This window comes from Actinomyces sp. ICM47 (assembly GCF_000278725.1).
Taxonomy (GTDB): domain Bacteria; phylum Actinomycetota; class Actinomycetes; order Actinomycetales; family Actinomycetaceae; genus Pauljensenia.
Map to the genome: position 1 here is coordinate 1 of NZ_ALCA01000118.1, position 17,739 is coordinate 17,739.

General features: G+C 64.4%; 11 protein-coding genes. 7 read left to right on the top strand and 4 right to left on the bottom strand.

Annotation, left to right across the window (positions count from 1 at the left end; genetic code table 11):
* The 3 genes from HMPREF1136_RS11070 to HMPREF1136_RS08435 all read left to right on the top strand — a co-directional run.
* A partial coding sequence (locus HMPREF1136_RS11070) for an ATPase AAA (protein WP_009648930.1) occupies positions 1–472 on the top strand: 472 nt, incomplete at its 5' end.
* Positions 473–476: 4 nt separating this feature from the next.
* Positions 477–1,979, top strand: coding sequence for a phospholipase D-like domain-containing protein (locus HMPREF1136_RS08430; protein WP_009648929.1), 1,503 nt, complete (start codon positions 477–479; stop codon positions 1,977–1,979).
* Entirely contained in the window at positions 1,976–2,923 is a 948-nt protein-coding gene (locus tag HMPREF1136_RS08435; protein WP_034505558.1) for a class I SAM-dependent methyltransferase, read from the top strand. Before HMPREF1136_RS08430 ends, HMPREF1136_RS08435 begins: the two co-directional genes overlap by 4 nt.
* 77 nt (positions 2,924–3,000) lie before the next feature.
* Here the strand turns inward: HMPREF1136_RS08435 and HMPREF1136_RS08440 are convergent, their stop codons facing one another.
* The 4 genes from HMPREF1136_RS08440 to HMPREF1136_RS08455 are packed head-to-tail and all read right to left on the bottom strand — an operon-like array spanning position 3,001 to position 5,100.
* Positions 3,001–3,513, bottom strand: coding sequence for a hypothetical protein (locus HMPREF1136_RS08440; protein WP_009648935.1), 513 nt, complete (start codon positions 3,511–3,513; stop codon positions 3,001–3,003).
* A gap of 57 nt (positions 3,514–3,570) precedes the next feature.
* On the bottom strand, positions 3,571–4,377 hold the full coding sequence (locus HMPREF1136_RS08445) for a hypothetical protein (RefSeq protein ID WP_034505561.1): 807 nt from the start codon (positions 4,375–4,377) through the stop codon (positions 3,571–3,573).
* Positions 4,367–4,702: a hypothetical protein gene (locus HMPREF1136_RS08450; protein WP_009648931.1), complete on the bottom strand. Its 336-nt coding sequence runs from the start codon at positions 4,700–4,702 to the stop codon at positions 4,367–4,369. Before HMPREF1136_RS08450 ends, HMPREF1136_RS08445 begins: the two co-directional genes overlap by 11 nt.
* 2 nt (positions 4,703–4,704) lie before the next feature.
* Entirely contained in the window at positions 4,705–5,100 is a 396-nt protein-coding gene (locus HMPREF1136_RS08455; RefSeq protein WP_009648932.1) for a YbaB/EbfC family nucleoid-associated protein, read from the bottom strand.
* 222 nt (positions 5,101–5,322) lie between these two features.
* Between HMPREF1136_RS08455 and HMPREF1136_RS08460 the strand changes: the two genes are divergently transcribed.
* The 4 genes from HMPREF1136_RS08460 to HMPREF1136_RS08475 all read left to right on the top strand — a co-directional run bounded on the left by HMPREF1136_RS08460 (position 5,323) and on the right by HMPREF1136_RS08475 (position 17,699).
* Entirely contained in the window at positions 5,323–7,053 is a 1,731-nt protein-coding gene (locus HMPREF1136_RS08460; RefSeq protein WP_009648926.1) for an alpha/beta hydrolase, read from the top strand.
* Between the two features lie 1,228 nt (positions 7,054–8,281).
* Entirely contained in the window at positions 8,282–9,970 is a 1,689-nt protein-coding gene (locus HMPREF1136_RS11405) for an Ig-like domain-containing protein (RefSeq protein WP_009648933.1), read from the top strand.
* 215 nt (positions 9,971–10,185) lie between these two features.
* The gene (locus HMPREF1136_RS08470) at positions 10,186–14,013 is read left to right on the top strand and encodes a S8 family serine peptidase (protein WP_009648928.1); all 3,828 of its coding nucleotides are present in this window, start codon (positions 10,186–10,188) and stop codon (positions 14,011–14,013) included.
* Positions 14,014–14,225: 212 nt separating this feature from the next.
* Positions 14,226–17,699 carry a S8 family serine peptidase gene (locus HMPREF1136_RS08475; protein ID WP_009648925.1) on the top strand — a complete coding sequence of 1,158 codons (3,474 nt, stop codon included), beginning with the start codon at positions 14,226–14,228 and terminating at the stop codon, positions 17,697–17,699.
* The last annotated feature ends 40 nt before the right edge of the window (positions 17,700–17,739 follow it).

A 17,739-nucleotide genomic window follows, 5' to 3' on the forward strand; every position in this document is an offset into this window, starting at 1 on the left:
CGACGGGAGCGGCACCCACGCCGATCCTGCGATCACGCCGCGCCGCGTCCCCGTCGTCACCATCGACGGGTACTCGGGCTCGGGCAAGTCCACGCTGGCCGCCGCGCTCGCGTGCCTCCTGCCGGGCTGGCAGGTCCTGCACCTGGACGACTGGTACCCGGGATGGGACGGCCTCGCGGCCGGCACGCAGGTCGCGCGGCGCATCTGCGAGGACCTGCGCGCCGGGTGCCCATCCTCCTACGAGGCCTGGGATTGGGAGGCCGACGCGCCCGGGGTGGTTGTAGACGTGCCCGTGTCCCCCACGATCATCGAAGGCTGCGGCGCATGGGACGCCGATGCCGACCTGTCCATCTGGATCGAGGACCCCGGCGAGGACGAACGCCGCAGGCGGGCCCTCGCGCGCGACGGAGCGACCTACGCGCCACACTGGCAACGCTGGGCTGACCAGGACAAAGGGCGCTTTGTAACATAGGTGTATGTTTGCCCCGCACCCCGAACCACCGCTGTGGGTGTGGCTCCTCCTCGGAGCCGTTGAATTCGCCATCCGTATCGTGGCGCTGGGTGTCGTGCCCAAACACCGGCGCGCCTCCACGTCGACCGCGTGGCTGCTCCTCATCTTCCTGTGGCCCTTCCTCGGAGTGCCCCTCTACTTCATCTTTGGTTCCTGGTGGGCCATGGGACGACGCCTCGACGATGACCCCGAGGCCAGCGCCCTCGTCGAGGCCATCCTCAAAGACTCCGCCAAGCCCAAGCCGACCGCCTACGAGACCCCCGACGGCTCCGACGACGACACCGCCTCGCTCATGCGCCTGACCGGTTCGCTCAGCGGCTTCCCCGACTCCTGCGGCCACGTCGCCGCCCTATACAACGACACGGCCGACACCTTCCGTGCGATGGCCGCCAGTGTTGATCGGGCCACCCACCACGTCAACGCCCTCTACTTTCAGACCTCCTGGGACGAATACTCCGCACCCTTCTACGAGGCCCTCGAGCGCGCAAAGGCTCGTGGCGTCACCGTGCGCCTCCTCGTCGACCACCACGGCATGCGCACCATACCTGGGCACAGGCGCTTCCGGCGTCGCCTGGATGACATGGGCATTCTCTGGCACCAGATGCTCCCCTTCGCGCCCCTGCGTGGACACATTCGCCGCCCCGACCTGCGCAACCACCGCAAGCTCCTGGTCGTCGACGGTCGCGAGGCCTACATCGGCTCCCACAACCTGGTCGCCCCTGACTACGACACGCCCTCCTTCCAGAAAGCCGGCATCACCTACGACGACACCAGTGTGAGCCTCACCGGCCGGATCGTCACCCAGATCGAGGCCGTTTTCGCCCTCGACTGGTACTACGCCTGCAAGGAAGTCCTGACCCCCGCCGACCTCACCCCGCCCACCGCGCGGGAGGAGGACGAGCGCGAGGACACCCCGGCCTCGTCGATGCAGATCATCCCGTCGGGGCCCGCGTTCCGCGGCGAACCCAACCTGCGTGCCTTCGTACACATGGTGTCATCGGCACGCACGCACGTGTCCATCGCGAGTCCGTACTTCATCCCCGATGAGGCCCTCATGACCGCGCTGACGAACGCCGCCCTATCCGGCGTCGAGGTCGAGCTCTTTCTTTCCGAGCAATTCGACCAGTTCCTGGTCGGCCACGCACAGCGCTCCTACTACGGGGCACTCCTCAAGACGGGTGTGCGCATCCACCTGTACCGCAAGCCGACTATGCTGCACTCCAAGTATGTGATCGTCGACGGCAGCCTGTGCGCGATTGGCTCGTCCAACATGGACGTGCGCTCCTTCGGCCTGAATTACGAGATCACGCTCATCGCCGACGACGCGCGCCTGGTCGAGCTGGTGCGCGGCAACGACGAACGCAACCGTGAGTGCTCGCGCGAACTCACCTACCGCGAGTGGCGCGATCAGCCCTGGCACGTGCACTATGTCGACAACGTGTGCCGACTGTGGAGCTCGCTCCTGTGAGTGCTTTGGGGGACGAGGCCACGGTCGGGTTTGCTGGATCAGGTGCCTGTGAGGACAAGGATTCTATGACACTATCGAACGCAGCGTCCGCCTCTCTGGGGGCGAATCCCTTCGTGGGGGAGGGCGGCGCATACGCCTCCGTGCGCCCCGCCTACCCCGACGAGGCCGTGGCCGCGCTCCTGGCGTCCGCTCGGTCGCGCGGTGGGGGGACGGGTGTTGTCGATCCTGCCGCTGGCGATACTGCCGACTCGCTCTCCGTCGAGAATGCTTCCATCGTTCCCGCTCCCGCGGCCCTCGCCACCGTCCCCGCTTCGTTCGCGCCGCTGCGCGTCGCCGACATCGGCGCCGGCACCGGCAAGATGAGTGAGCTCCTGGTGCGCGCGGGTGCCGTCGTGGACGCGGTGGAACCCTCGGACGCGATGCGCGCCCAGGCCTCGTCGGTTCCCGGCGTGACATGGCACGGCGGCGTCGCCGAGGACACGGGACTGCCGAACGGAGCGTTCGATATCGTCGTGTTTGCCCAGTCCTGGCATTGGGTTGATTCTGAGCTGGCGGGCCGGGAGGCCGCGCGCATTCTCGCGCCCGGGGGCACGCTCGGCATCGTGTGGAACCAGATGGACGTATCGGTCCCGTGGGTGCACCGGCTCACGCGCATCATGCGCTCCGGCGACGTGCACCGGCCCGACCGTCCGCCCACGCCCGGCGGCGGATTCGCGCCCATGCGCCTCACCCAGGTCACGTGGGAGGACATCATGACCCCCGAGCAGATCCTCACCTTGGGGACCACTCGCTCCTCGTTCATCCGATCCTCGCAGGCCGGTCGGGACCGCATGCAGGCGAACCTGCGCTGGTACCTCTACGAGCACCTCGGCTACACGCCGGGGGAAAACGTTGCTATCCCGTACACGACCCTCGTGTGGCTGGGGGAATGTGCGCCCGAGTGAGCACCTTGCGACCGCGTGCTCCTGAAACTACATCTCAGGCTGCGTTGCGCTGTCGACCCGGCGACCGCTGGCGGTCGTTACTGGACGGGGACCAGGAAACGGTCCGAGGCCCCTTGGGGCAGGGCGAGGCAGCGCGCGCGGGCGTCGCGCAGCGCGGGTTCCAGGACCGCGAGAATCGGATCCCACGAGTCGAGAGGCCGAGCGGTGTTCAGCGACGTGCCATCCTCGCTCACGCACATCTCCTCGTAGACCTGGATCGTGACCCCCGCGAACTCCTGTGCGGGGTGCTGGCAGAAGTAGGTGCCCGGCAGGTAGGTGACCTCCTGAAGGTTGACAGTCGGTGCCCCCGCCATGAGGGCCGTCAGGTCGCGTCCATTCGCGCCAACAACCACGCCGACATGGGGCGTGCGCAGGTTGTTCGTGGCGATCGCGATGCTATGCGAGGTCGCCGTCAGTGCCGGGGAGACGACGATGCGCGCCTGGGTGACGGACGTGTCGACGAAGCCTCGAAACGTGATCGACGGTGTGGAGGGCAGCTTGTTCAGGAGTGACAGGAAATTGCGTGCGCTCTCTTCAAAGTCCTGGGTCATGTCACACTTTCTGTGGAAGGCCGCCACGCGTCGGCGCGAGCGTGTACTGCGAGGCTATCAAGCCATGGCGAACGGACCGCCCATCGGCTCGCCGCCGTGGGAGAGGTTGTGCAGCCATTCTTTCAGAGACTTCAGCAGTTGGTCGGCACCGGAGAGCTTCACGCCCAGGTTTGACAGCGATTCCTTCAACGCGATGATGCGCGCAGCCACCCCCTCGATCAGTGCACCAACCGACGAAGCGATCTGTGCCATGACCAGGGGGAACGCCGTCACGAAGGACGAGGTCAGCTCGACCGCGTAGGGAGTGATGGCCTCGACGACCTGATTGATCGCGTCGCGCACGAAGTCGTACACGAACTGGATGATGACGGCACACACGTCGTAGGCGGTGCCCACCGCGCGCGACAATTCCCCCGTCATGCCGATGCCTCGGGTCGTCGCTCCCGACGCCGCCAAATACGAGGTGACGGCAGAACCCGCGAACGCGCCATCCGGGAAGGAGAGCCGGACGTCGTCATCAATGTTGTGCGCCGTGGCCTCCAGCAGTGCACCGACGTTCCTCCACGTACGCCCGTGGGTGCGCAGCTGGTCGGCGTCCCCAGCCAGCTCAATCAGCCACCCCTTCAAGGGCGCGATGAGGTCGAAGACCCACCCCATCCCCCAGGAGATAAGGGTGGCACGAGGATCGGGAGTGGGGGGAAGCATGTCAGCTCCCATAACGACGCCAGCAAGGTCACCGCTCACCCACGACTTGTCGACGATCGCCGAACTTAGTGCCGCGATTCCATCCAAAACACCCGCCTGAAGGAACACCGAACCGTCACCCGGCACCCGTGCGGTCACAGGGTGCATGTCAGCTGTCACGACCGTCTCCCCACAGGGCTGCCCCGGCCTCGGGAATCGTCACCCGCGACGACTCGCCCACCTGGACGGCGCGCGCGCTGGCGACGAGCGCCTGACCGAGCTTGTCGAGGGCGCACTCAGCGCCGCTGATCGCGAGATGCTCGCCCACTTCCACAAGCTGAAACAGCGGTGCAATAAGAGGTCCGGCCATGAGGCCAAACGCGCCGTCAGAGGCGGACGCCTGACGCAGCGTCGCCGAGGCATGCTCAAGGTCGCTCTGGTAGGAAAAAATCCGAAGAGCGTGCGCCGTAATGGCCGCCGGATCGGCGGGAAATTGCTCAGACACGCTCAGAGCCTCCGCTGATGCACCCGGGGATCCGAGGCCTCGGCCAGCTGGACGTCGGGGGAGGGGACACCGTATAGCGAACGCAAGCGCTCGATGCCCGGGAAGGAATCACCGAAAGCGTCCTGGGAGGCGGTGATAACCTGTTCGCCGACGTCGCGGCGCGCGGCCGCATAGGCGGCAACGATGGCGTCGCACAGCTCGGCTGGGGCATCGTCGATAGCGAGGGCGAGGAGGGTACCCGCGGAGTCAACGGTGACCGTCACGCCCCGGCTAGGTGAGACACCCACCCCGTGGATGGATTCAATGCGTCGACGCATTGCGTGGGCGCGCTCTGCCCGCTCTCGAACCTGACCTTCCTGACGGCGAATCAGGCCGGGATCATCCTCGAATAGCGACATTGTCACCTCCCACCAGTAGAGATATTTATTGTAGATGAAGCGTTAACCTGGTGGCAAGAATACGCCGTTATTCCGCCCTTTTCTCGTTCATTTTGCGCGCGTAAATCCCAGCCTTTACCATCGCGCTCTGACCCATTTGTCAGGTGCATCCGGGCAAGCGTACACGCGGGAGTTAGCCCAGGCCTCGTCCCAGTCCTGAGCAGGTACCAACCACCTGGCACAATGGGTGTTATGGGTTTGTCGTTTCTGGGAGTGATCGCGGCGCTCGCCATGTATGCGGTGAGCGTATCCCCCTCGCTCATGGCGCGCTCGTGGACGTGGCACGCGGTCGCCTCCGGCATCCTGGTGGCCTGCGGCTACATCGCCGGCCTCGTCGTGCAGAACGTGGGACTGCTCGTCATCCGCCTCACTGGGCTGACGGTTAGGGCCTCCGATCCCGCCGAAATCGGCTTCCGCGTTGCCGCCGCCGCCCTCTTCGCCATCTGGTGGTTCTACGCTGTCATCCAGTCGTATCGCCGCGACCGCGTCGCCGCCACACTCGTCAACATGCCGGGGGAGACCATCGGCGAATACCTCCTTGGGGCAGCGGGTGCAGTCGCCGTCGCCTGGACACTGCTCATGATCGTGCGCGCCTTCAACCATCTTGGTCGCATTCTCATCGCGACCCTCGCGGACTTCATGCCCCGACCCGCCGCCTTCATTACGGGTGTCGCCATCCTCTTCGTCACCATCTTTTTCCTGACCTCAAAAGTCATCCTGCGCGGCGGCATCGGCTTCTTCCGCCGCAAAGCAGAGCAGCTGAACACGCGCACCGCGCGCGGCATCTACAAGCCGACCGTCCCGGAGCGCTCCGCCTCCCCGGCATCGCCCGTCACCTGGGAATCGGTCGGCGGGCAGGGGCGTGTCTTTCTGGGGCGAGGTCCCTCGCGCCGCGACATCACGCAAGTGTGCGGCGTCGACGCCATGGAACCCATCCGCGTCTACTCCGGCATGCCCACGGGTGGAACCGGCATCGAGGCGGCCGCGGCAACCGTCGTCGCCGAGCTGCGCCGCACGGGCGCCTTCGATCGTGCAGTCATCCTCATCGCCGCGTCGACCGGCTCTGGGTGGGTCGACGAATGGCAGGTCCAACCCCTCGAGTTCCTCACGCGAGGAAACTGCGCCACGGCCTCGTTGCAATACTCCTACGTGCCGTCCGTGCTCAACTGGCTCACCGGACTCGAACCCGCACAGGACGCCTCTGCCGCGCTCTTCGCCGCCGTGCGCGCCGAGCTCGACCTCATGGACGAGGCCTCACGCCCCGCGCTGTTCGTCTGCGGCGAGTCCCTCGGTGCCTTCGCGTCGCAGTCCGTATTCTCCTCCGTTGACGACGCACTCACCCAGGTCGACGGCGCGCTGTGGGTAGGCACCCCCGCCTTCACCCCCATGCACGAGGCACTCACCGCCGCACGGCACACGGGCAGTCCCGAGGTCGCCCCCGTCGTCAACAATGGGCGCCGCGTGCGCTTCGTCAACGAACCCTCCGACCTGCGCACAGACCTGTACGGGCGCGAGCTCGGCCCGTGGGGCTTCCCGCGCATCGTCTACGCCCAACACCCCTCCGACCCGGTCGTCTGGTGGAACAACAAGCTCATCTGGACGCAGCCCGACTGGCTGCGCGAGCGAGCCGGGCGCGACGTCTCTCGGGACGTGGAGTTCACGCGCTTCGCCACCTACATCCAGATCCTCGCCGACCTGCCCGTCGCCGGGACCGCGCCCGGCGGCCACGGGCACACCTACCATGAGGAACTCATCCCCCTGTGGCGCGCGATCCTCGGCTTTGACCGCCTCTTCGACGAGGCCCCAGTGCACCCGCGCCTGGCTGCGCTGGATGGTAGCTGGGTGGACGATGCGATGGTTGAACGCATCGGCATTGTCGTGCGCGCGAACCTGGAGCTGTCCGACCGGCAGTAAGCGCGCCGCGAGCCTGCGGCTCGAAGCGGTCGATCTGATGCCCGGCAGGGTCTCGCAGGCCCAACAGGCCCAACAGGTCCAGTGGCGCCTTCCAACCGAGGAGGTTCACATGTGGGGTTATAGGACGTGTCGTGTTGCTGGGGTTCGTGCTTTGCGTGCTTTGGTGCGGCCTTCTCATCCGCACGTGGGCCTGCTGTTCCGAGTCTGGGCAACCCCGCCCATGTACGGGACAGGCGGCCCGCGTGCGGGACAGGCGGCCCGCGTGTGAAAGAAGGGGTGCAGCCCTACACCAGGCTCGCTGCAATGCGCGCAAGCTCGCTATGTGGAGCCTGGGCCTTCTCATCCGCACGTGGGCCTGCTGTTCCGAGTCTGGGCAACCCCGCCCATGTACGGGACAGGCGGCCCGCGTGCGGAATAGGCGGCCCGCGTGCGGGACGCGTTGGAATCCAAGTCGTTGTTGTATGCGGCCAATCCGCATTTGCGCTTGTTGTCGATGGGTGCACGACCCCATCGGTTGGCGTTGCACCCCTTCTGATTGGGTGCAGCGCTCCCTAACGGGTGCAGCGCCCTCTAACGGGTGCGGCGTTCTCTAACGGGTGCGGCGTTCCCTAACGGGTGCAGTGCTTCTCGCGTTACTGCTGCGCTACCTATTGTCCAGGTGCCCGTGGGCGGCGGCCCGCCCGCGAGATCGCCACACGCGAGCCTGCGGCTCGGAGTGGTCGATCTCGAAGCCCGGCCAGGCCCTGCCGCCGCCCCCGGGCACCGATTCTGTCCCCGAGTACCGCAGCCGTCCCTTCTGCTCCCTTCGGAACCTGGCAGATGTTGTGGTGGCATGCACCAAGCAGTCGCAGTGTTTGACAGGTGCGGAATCGCAAAATGATCGTAAATGCGCAGGTGACGAGTCGTTTCATGCTCGTTAGTTTCAGATCGCCCGCAGACTTACCGAGCAAATAGGTGATACTTTCATTGGGTGTTAAGGGATTGAAGGAAAGTGTGTGTGAGAAAACGTGCGGCGGGTGAAGAACATGTGTTCATTGGTCAGGTTCCCAATGAAAACTTGCTAAAAAGCGCACGAAAGTATCACTAGTAATACCGCGAATCAACTTGTGGCTACATGATGGTAAGTCAGTAACGCGTTGCTAGGTATCCATTTACGCAGTAGTGTTCGTTATGCGGATCCCAAGCCTAACCATCCGGTATGGTCCGTTGATTCAACATTGGAGTGAGTATGTCCCAGTTAGTTCACAGGGCGTTCTTGGCGACCCTGGCGACCGGCGCGATGGTGGCGTCCGGTGCAGCCTTCGGCGCCCCCGCTTTCGCGGCGCCCAACCCCGACATTTACGGCCCCACCGTTTCCGACGTCGAAACCACCAGTGAAGGTCTCGGCGGTTCGGTCTCCTTCGTCGTCGAGGATATCCCCGGTCTGTCCAGCATCGACCTGCGCGACCCCTCGACCGATGCGATCTTCTATCGCCGCGTCGTCGACTTCCCTGGCAATGTCTCGGCTGACGGTGTCCACCGCTACACGTTCGACATCAAGTTCTCCGACATCCAGGCCGCTTGGACCAAGGCAGGCCACACGGATGCTCTGCCCGCTACGGTTAAGCTCGTTGCGTGGGGCAGTGACGGCCTGCCCTCCAAGCGAGCCGATGTGGCCCTCGAACCCGTGGCCATGACCTCGCTTGACTTCGGCATCGAGTCCGGCAAGCTTGACCTGCGAGTCGGCCAGCAGACGAATATCGGTGTCACGCACCAGCCTGAGAACGCAAATAAGACCAAGATCAATTGGTCCGGCGACGACATCGACGTCCTGAATGTCGATGAAAAGTCGGGCCTCGTGACTGCGCAGAAGGAAGGCTGCTCGGACGTCCGGGCTGTCGCCGACTACGCGGACCCGATGGTCTTCGATCCGGTGATGGCTACTGTCAACGTCTGCGTCACCGAGCTGGGCGAGGACGAGATCGCCGTCAATCACCTCCGCGTGGACCTGGAGGAGGGTGAGACCGTCACCCTCAAGCCGCTGCTGCCCGAGAAGTTCAAGGATGCCACCCTGTCCTGGGGCTTGGAGTATGGCGGTGTGGCCATCCTGAAGGCGGCCGATGACGGCAAGAGCGCCACGATTACTGGCGGTAACTCTCTTGACTGGGATCAGGTCAACCTGACCGCCACCCTGGCCGACGGAACCGAGGCGACGGCAACGACGATTGTCGTCGTGAAGTCCGTCACGCAGGATGCGACCGCTCCCGCGCCGTGGGTTGATCCGCAGCCTCAGCCGGACCCGCAGCCTCAGCCGGACCCGCAGCCTCAGCCCGATCCGCAGCCTCAGCCCGATCCGCAGCCTCAGCCCGATCCGCAGCCTCAGCCCGATCCGCAGCCTCAGCCGGACCCGCAGCCTCAGCCGGACCCGCAACCTCAGCCCGCACCCACGGGCACGTGGGAAAAGGACACAATCGGCTGGTGGTACCGCAACGCTGACGGTTCCTACCCGAAGGACACCGTGGCCACGATTGACGGGCGCGTCTTCCGCTTCGATGCTCGCGGCTACGTCCGGACCGGTTGGGTCGAGGACTCCGGAACCTGGTACTACCACGACGCGAACGGCTACATGGTGACCGGGTGGCTCAACCTGGGTGGCACCTACTACTACCTGCGTGAGACCGGCGCGATGGCGACTGGTTGGCAGAACCTGGGCGGCACCTGGTACTACCTGAACGCCTCGGGCGCGATGGCGACTGGCTGGCTGAACTTGGGTGGCACCTGGTACTACTTGGACGCCAACGGCGCGATGGCGACTGGCTGGCTGAACCTGGGTGGCACCTGGTACTACCTGAACGCCTCGGGTGCCATGGCGACCGGTTGGATCAACCTCGGTGGCACCTGGTACTACCTGGACGCCAACGGCGTGTGGGTCAAGTGACCTGATCGCCTTGACAACACGGGCCGGGCCCGGGGACGTAACACTCAAGCGTCCCTGGGTCCGGCCCTTTTGACATTTCAGATCGTCTTAATTGTTTCGTTAGCAATCTGAAGATTGTCAGTCGTGTCTTTTCCGGTAGCGTTGTGCTAGGCGGCTGCGACGTGGGAGCGCCCACGCTGGCAGTGGTCGTCTGTGACACTAATTGGAGAAGGCTTATGTCAATGAAGAAACCAGCTGTCCTCCTGGCATTTGTCGGTGCGTGCGCGCTTGCGTTCACGGGTCCGGCGTCCGTGGCTTCACCGCTGCGCGTGGGTCCGGTGCCTGCGGAGGATGCCCCGGCCTCGTCCCTGCCGGTCGGCGACCTTGATACGGCGCTGACCTCGAAGGATGGACAGGCCCCGGAGGTTGCCGAAGTCGTCGACCGTGACCCGGCGCGACTTGTCGGCGTCATCGTGCAACTCGAGGAAGGAATTGATCGTAGCGCTGCTCTTGCATCCGTGAACGAGGCCGTGGCTGCGTCGTTCCCAGGAGCGCAGGTCCGGGTGGAGCGGGAGTACGCCAACGTCCTGGATGGCTTCGCGCTGAGCGCCCCCGCCGGCAGCCTGGAGGAGATCCGTAGTGTGGCGGGGGTCAAGGCGGCCTTCCTGGAGCGCGAGGGGCACGTTAGTGATGTGGCCGCCGTCGACGCGGAGGGCGGCACCAGGGCTTCGCAGATCGAGGGGCAGGACCCCGCAAACTTGAGTGCCCAGCTCATGATGCGCACCGACCAGGTGACTCAGAAGGGCGAGGGGAAGGTCGTCGCCATCATCGACACGGGGGTCGACATGACGCACCAGGCGTTCACGCCCGCGCTCACGGCCACGCCCGCCCTGTCGGAGGATAGGGTGGATGAACTCAAGGCCCAGTTGGGGGAGGGGAAGACCGGCGTCTATGTGAACGAGAAGTTCCCCTTTGCCTACGACTACGCGGACGGTGACAACGATGCCTCGCCGCGCGAGGGAGGGCCGGGCTTCCATGGGACGCACGTCGCGGGTATCGCGGCGGGTAACGCCGACAAGATTGTCGGCACCGCCCCGGATGCTCAGATCATCGTCGGAAAGGTGACGCGCTCCGAGGATGATGCGCTGCTGGATTCCGCTCTGCTGGCCGCACTCGACGATATGCTGGTCCTGCATCCGGACGTCATTAACCTGTCGCTGGGCTGGACGGCTGGCATGGATAACGAGGCGGACACGGTCTATGCGACCGTCTACAAGAAGCTGCAGGAGGCGGGGATCACCGTCAACGCGGCTGCGGGCAACGCTTTTTCGACCGGGTACGGCAACATGTCTGGTAAGGGCCTGCCCTATGCCTCGGATCCAGACTCCTCGGTCATTGATGAGCCTGCGACCTACTCCTCAGTGGTCGCCGTCGCCTCCGTCGAGAACGCGCTCATCCGCAATGCCTTCACGGCAGCCGGGAAGGATATTGGCTACCAGCGTTCGCGCGGCATGAATGGCGAGAAGGTCGCCTACTTCTCCGACCTGCCCGCCGGCACCTACGAGTATGTGGATGCGGGATTCGCCTCCGAGGAGGACGTGGCCGCCCTCAAGGACAAGTATCCGGATGGCCTCGCCGGCAAGATTGCGCTTGTCTCGCGCGGCAACATGACCTACCAGAAGAAGGTCGAGAACCTGTACGACCTGCACCCCGCGGGCGTCCTCGTCTACAACAACGTCTCGGTCGGCTCCCTCATCATCATGAACCTGACGACCCAGGACGTGCCCGCCGCGTTTATCTCGCAGGCGGATGGCCAGGCCATGTTGGAGGCCGCTGATCATCACCTGACGATGGCTGAGGGCCAGGTCTTGCCGCAGTCCTCCGTCTACGAGGCCTCGGAGTTCTCCTCGTGGGGCGTTTCCCCGGATCTGCGCCTCAAGCCTGAAATCGCTGCGCCCGGTGGCAACGTTTTCTCCGCGATACCGAACGGTGCGTACGAGCAGACGTCGGGCACCTCGATGGCGACTCCGCAGATGTCGGGTATTAGTGCGATTGTCTTGCAGCGTGTCCAGTCCGATCCTCTGTTTGCGTCGATGAGTGCGCGTGAGAAGGTGGATGTTGTCCAGGATCTCATTATGGGTACCGCCCGTCCCCTGACCGACGCGTCCCAGGGCAGTGGGGCGCTGTATTCTCCGCGTAAGCAGGGTGCTGGCCTGGTTGACGCTTTGGCGGCCACGACCTCGTCTGTGTATCCGACCGTGAAGGGTGCCTCCGAGGTCTCCCGGCCCAAGGCCGACCTGGGGGATGGCACGACGGGCTGGCACTTCGATGTCGTCCTGCACAACCTGTCTGACGCGGAAGCGACCTACGAGATGAACTCCCAGGCGCTCTCCGAGATCGTCGACGGCGGCTATTTCACGGAGCATTCCTCGGATTGGCGAGGCCGTGGCGTGGCTGTGTCGTATAGCGGCGTGGCCGTGTCTGGCATCGGTGAGGGCGCGATCGTCGCTGTGCCCGCGAAGGGTGAGGCCATGGTCGGCGTTGACATTGCGCCTGGGTCTGAGTTCGCCCAGTATGTCGCTGACAACGTTCCCTCGGGGACCTTCCTCGATGGCTTCGTGCGCTTCACCTCGCGCACCGAGACCCAGCCCAGCCTGACCGTGCCTTACCTGGGCTTCTACGGCGACTGGGGCAAGCCGGCCATCTTCGACGCACTCGCCTCCGACGGTGGGGCACACACATTCGCCTCACAGATCGTGAACGGCGCGACCGGCAATCAGCTCGGCTACAACCCCCTGATCAAGGTGGGTGCACGCGAGGGTCGGCCCAACGCCGACCGCTACGTCATCTCGCGCTCCGGGGCTCCGGGTGCGCCCACGATCTTTGAACCCCGCACGGGTACGCTGCGCAGCGTCCACACGCTCACCAGCACCTACACGAACGAGGCCGGGGAGAAAGTCGCCTCCGTCACGAACCATCGGAACTGGAAGTCCGTGTATCTGACGAGCACCGAAGAGAACACGTGGGTCGAGGCCTACCATGAGCCCACTGCGCTGGACGCACGCTCTGAGGCCTACAAGGACCTGCCCGACGGTGAGTACACGCTGACGATTGAGGCGAGCAACGACGGGCCGTCAAGCGCAGAGCAATCGATCTCCTACAAGTTCCGCCTCGACGCGACCGCGCCCGTCATCTCCAACCTGACGTACGGGGGTGAGGGGCCAGACATGGTCATTTCCTTCGACGTCACCGATGCCTCGCCCCTGGCTGGCGTCGACCTGCACGATCCTGCCGACGGCCTGTGGTTCTACCGCCACATTTTCACCCCCAGCGAGGGCAACGTCGGCGAGGATGGGGTCTACAGCTACCACGTGGAGCTGCCCATCATGACGATCATGCAGGCGTGGGAGAATCAGGGCGGAACCGGGGGAGTTGTCGCGCACCCCTACGTGCTTGCATGGGACTACGGTCTGAACCCCTCCGATCCCGTGACCCTGGACCTGCCTACCAATAACAATCCGGACGTCCGGCTTCCCTGCGCCGACCCTGCGGGTGGTTCCTGGGTGAAGGATTCCGTCGGCTGGTGGTACCGCTGCGCGGACGGTATGACTTACCTGAAGGCGGGTTGGTTCACCATCAATGGCTCGGAGTACCAATTCGGTCCGTCCGGCTACATGATGACCGGGTTCCTCAAGCGTGTGAGCGGAGAGTGGGTCTACGCGGACCCCGAGGGCGCTCTGGTGGGTGGCTGGGTCCGCGATGGGGTGTATGGAGGACCCTATTGGTATTACCTCGACCCAGTCACGAAGGTCATGCGCACCGGATGGTTGTTCGAGCGCGGTTCCTGGTACTATCTGGGAGCGTCCGGCAACATGCACACTGGATGGATCACGTACGGCAGCTCCTGGTACTACCTGGACTCAACTGGAGCGATGCGCACCGGATGGTTCAACCAGGGGGGCACCTGGTACTATCTGGGGTCCGATGGGGTGATGCTGACCGGTGTGCAAAAGATCAATGAACGCACCTATACTTTCGACCCTTCGGGCGCGTTAGTCGGGTGATCTGAGGGGAGAAAACCGCGCAAAGCCTGGGTTCGATGGTGCTTCGTGAGAACGTCACCGAACCCAGGCTTCGTCGTTGAAAAAGTGTCGGGAATTTGAAAAAAGACTTCCAGATTCTGCGATAAGTGTTGTACTCTAGTTCCGGGTGACCAACAGGTCAGACTTTAGGTAGGTCTGTAAGGTCCCCAGACGCCAACATTGGAGTTAGACATATGACACTGAAGAAACCGGCGAAACTCATCGCAATCGCCGGCGCATGCGCGGTTGCAGTCGCGCTGCCGACGTCTCTTGCGCTGCCCGGGTCTTTTGGGCCCGAGGCCGATTCTGACCCCGAGGCTGCGCAATCCGCAGCCGGAGTGGTCGCGCAGCCTGAGCCCGAGCCTGAACTGCCCGTGGGTAACGCTGAAAATGCGTTGACCTCAGAGGAGGGCGAGCAGGTGGTTGATGGGGAAACTCAGGCCTCCACCGATGACGGATCCTCGCGCGTCGTGGATATGATCGTCCAGCTGAAGGACGGCACCGACACCGCCGCCGCCCTCGCCTCTATCAACTCGGCCGTGGCTGCGGCCTACCCGGACGCCTCCGCCGAGGTGAAACGCGAGTACAGCAACACATTTACGGGCTTCGCGCTGAGCGCCCCCATCGGCTCGATGGATGCGATCCGCGGCGTGAGCGGTGTCCAGAGCGCCTTCCTTGATCGCGAGACCCAAGTCAGCGACGATGCAAACGGCGACTCTGACGACGCGGGCAGCGGTTCCGCAACGACTGCGTCACGTTCGCAGCACCCCGATAACCTGAGCGCGCAGATCATGATGCACGCTGACAAGGTTACTCAGAAGGGCGAAGGCAAGGTCGTCGCCATCATCGACACGGGCGTGGAAATGAACCACCCCGCATTCTCGGGAGCCCTGCACGGAACTCCCGCGATCGACAGTTCCAAGGGCGCATCTCTGGCACAGCAGGTGGGCAAGAGCGGCACCTACGTGTCCGAGAAGTTCCCCTTCGCCTACGACTACGCGGACGGTGACAACGATGCCTCCCCGGCGGGTGCCCACGGCACGCACGTCGCCGGTATCACCGCAGCCAATGGTGATCAAATCATGGGTATCGCCCCCGATGCTCAGATCATCGTTGCGAAGGTTGCGCGCAGCCGCGGTGGCGGCATCCCCGACTCCGCGCTGCTCGCAGCCCTGGATGACATGGCTACTCTGCATCCTGACGCCGTGAACATGTCCCTCGGCCGCACGGCCGGCATGGACAGCGATGCCGACACCCTGTTCGCGGGCGTGTACGAGAAGCTGCAGGAGAAGGGCATCACTCTCGACGTTGCTGGCGGCAACGAGTTCCAGGCCGGCTACGGCAACAAGTCGGGCAAGAACCTGCCCTACGCCTCTGACCCGGATTCCTCGACCCTGGGTGAGCCTGGCTCCTTCGCTCCTGTGGTCACGGTCGCGTCCATTGAGAACGCGAGGAACGGGGCAAACGGCAACTACAAGATGTCCGATTTCAGCTCGTGGGGCGTGTCTCCTGACATGCGCCTCAAGCCTGAGGTGACCGCCCCCGGCGGCAACATCTACTCCTCCGTGCCCGGCGGCGGCTACCAGATGATGTCCGGTACGTCCATGGCAACGCCCCAGATGACCGGTGCCAGCGCCGTCGTGCTTGAGCGCGTTCAGAACGACCCGCTCTTCTCGTCGCTGAATGATCGTCAGAAGGTGGATGTTGTCCAGAACCTGATCATGGGAACTGCGGTCCCGGTTGTGGATCCCGGACAGGGTGGCGGTGCCTACTACTCCCCGCGTAAGCAGGGTGCAGGCCTGGCGAACCTTGAGGGTGCCACGACCTCGTCCGTGTACCCGACCGTGAACGGTGCTGCCGACTCTTCCCGCCCCAAGGCGGAACTGGGGGACGGCACCAACGGCTGGCACTTCGACGTCACCTTGCACAACGTGTCCGACACGCCTGCTACGTACGAGCTCTCTTCCCAGGCTCTGTCCGAGAACATTGAGGGCGGTTTCTTCACCGGTCACTCCACTGACTGGAACGGCAAGGGCGTCAGCGTTTCCTTCTCTGGCTCGAGCGTGACGGTTCCTGCCAAGGGTGAAACCACGGTCGGCATTGATATCAAGCCCGGCAACGAGTTTGCTCAGTACGTCTCCGCCAACGCTCCTGCGGGCACCTTCCTGGACGGTTTCGTGCGCTTCACCTCGCGTACGAACGGTCAGCCCGACCTGGGCGTTCCTTTCCTGGGCTTCTACGGATCCTGGGCCAAGCCGGCGATCTTCGATGCGCTCGTTTCCGAGGGTGACGCCCACGCTGCTTCCTCGGGCATCTACAACGGTGACCGGGGCGGCCTCCTCGGCTACAACCCCCTCCTCAAGGGGCGGGAACGCCAGGGTCGTCCTAACGCTGAGCGCTACGTGGTCTCCCGTTCCACGGTCTCGGGTGCACCCACAGCGATCAGCCCTCGCACGGGCACGCTGCGCAGCGTTCACAAGATGACCACCACGTACACGAATGAGGCGGGCAAGAGCGTTGCCTCCTTCACCTCCTTCCAGAACTTCAAGTCGACCATCGATCCTGAAGAAGAACGGATGAGCTGGGTTGAAGAGGGGCAGGAGCCTCGGTCCATCGACCTGAAGGAAGGCAAGTACGCAAGCCTTCCCGACGGCAACTACAAGCTGACGATTGCCGCCAACAACGACGGCCCCTCGTCTACTGAACAGTCCATTACGTACAACTTCCGTATCGACACCAAGGCCCCCGTTGTGGACAGCGCCAAGGTGAATGGTTCCACCCTTTCGGTGGAGCTCAGCGATGAGTCGCCCCTGGCCGGCTTCACGCTGAATGATCCGAATAGCGGTCGCTACATCCACCTCGAGGTTGCTCGTGACGAGAACAGCCAGACCTACGAGAACGGTCGGTACCACTACAAGACCAGCATCGACCTGAACCAGGTTCAGGGTGGCGCCAGCAACAATCCCTACGTTGTCGCGTGGGACTACGGACTCAACCACTCCGAGCCCGTCACGATGAACGGCGGCAAGCCCGGTAACGGTGGCGGCCAGCCCGGTGTCGGCGACGATCAGCCCGGTAACGGTGGCGGTCAGCCCGGTGTCGGCGACGATCAGCCCGGTAACGGTGGCGGTCAGCCCGGTAACGGTGGCGGTCAGCCCGGTGATGACTGGGGCGACGATCAGCCCGGTAACGGTGGCGGTCAGCCCGGTGATGACTGGGGTAACGGTGGCGGCCAGCCCGGTGATGACTGGGGCAACGGTGGCGGCCAGCCCGGTAACGGTGGCGGCCAGCCCGGTGACGGCTGGGATAACGGCGGCGGCCAGCCCGGCGGCGGCTGGGATAATGGCGGCGGCCAGCCCGGTGGTAACCCGGGCAACGGCGGCAACTCCGGTTACTGCGACTTCCTGAACGGATACTGGCTGAGCGATCCGGTCGGCTGGTGGCAGAAGTGCGTGAGCGGGAAGAGCCTCCCTCGCAACCAGTGGTCTAACATCGGCGGCAAGGACTATTTCGTCGGACCTGACGGAAACGCGCAGACCGGTTGGCTGAACCAGGGAGACACCTGGTACTACCTGGATCCCAGCAACGGTGGCTCGATGTGCACGGGCACGCGCAACATCGACGGAAAGACCTACACCTTCGATAACTCGGGTGCACTGGTCAAGTGATCTGACAACCGTTGACGACTCACGGCCTGGGCCCGGAAAC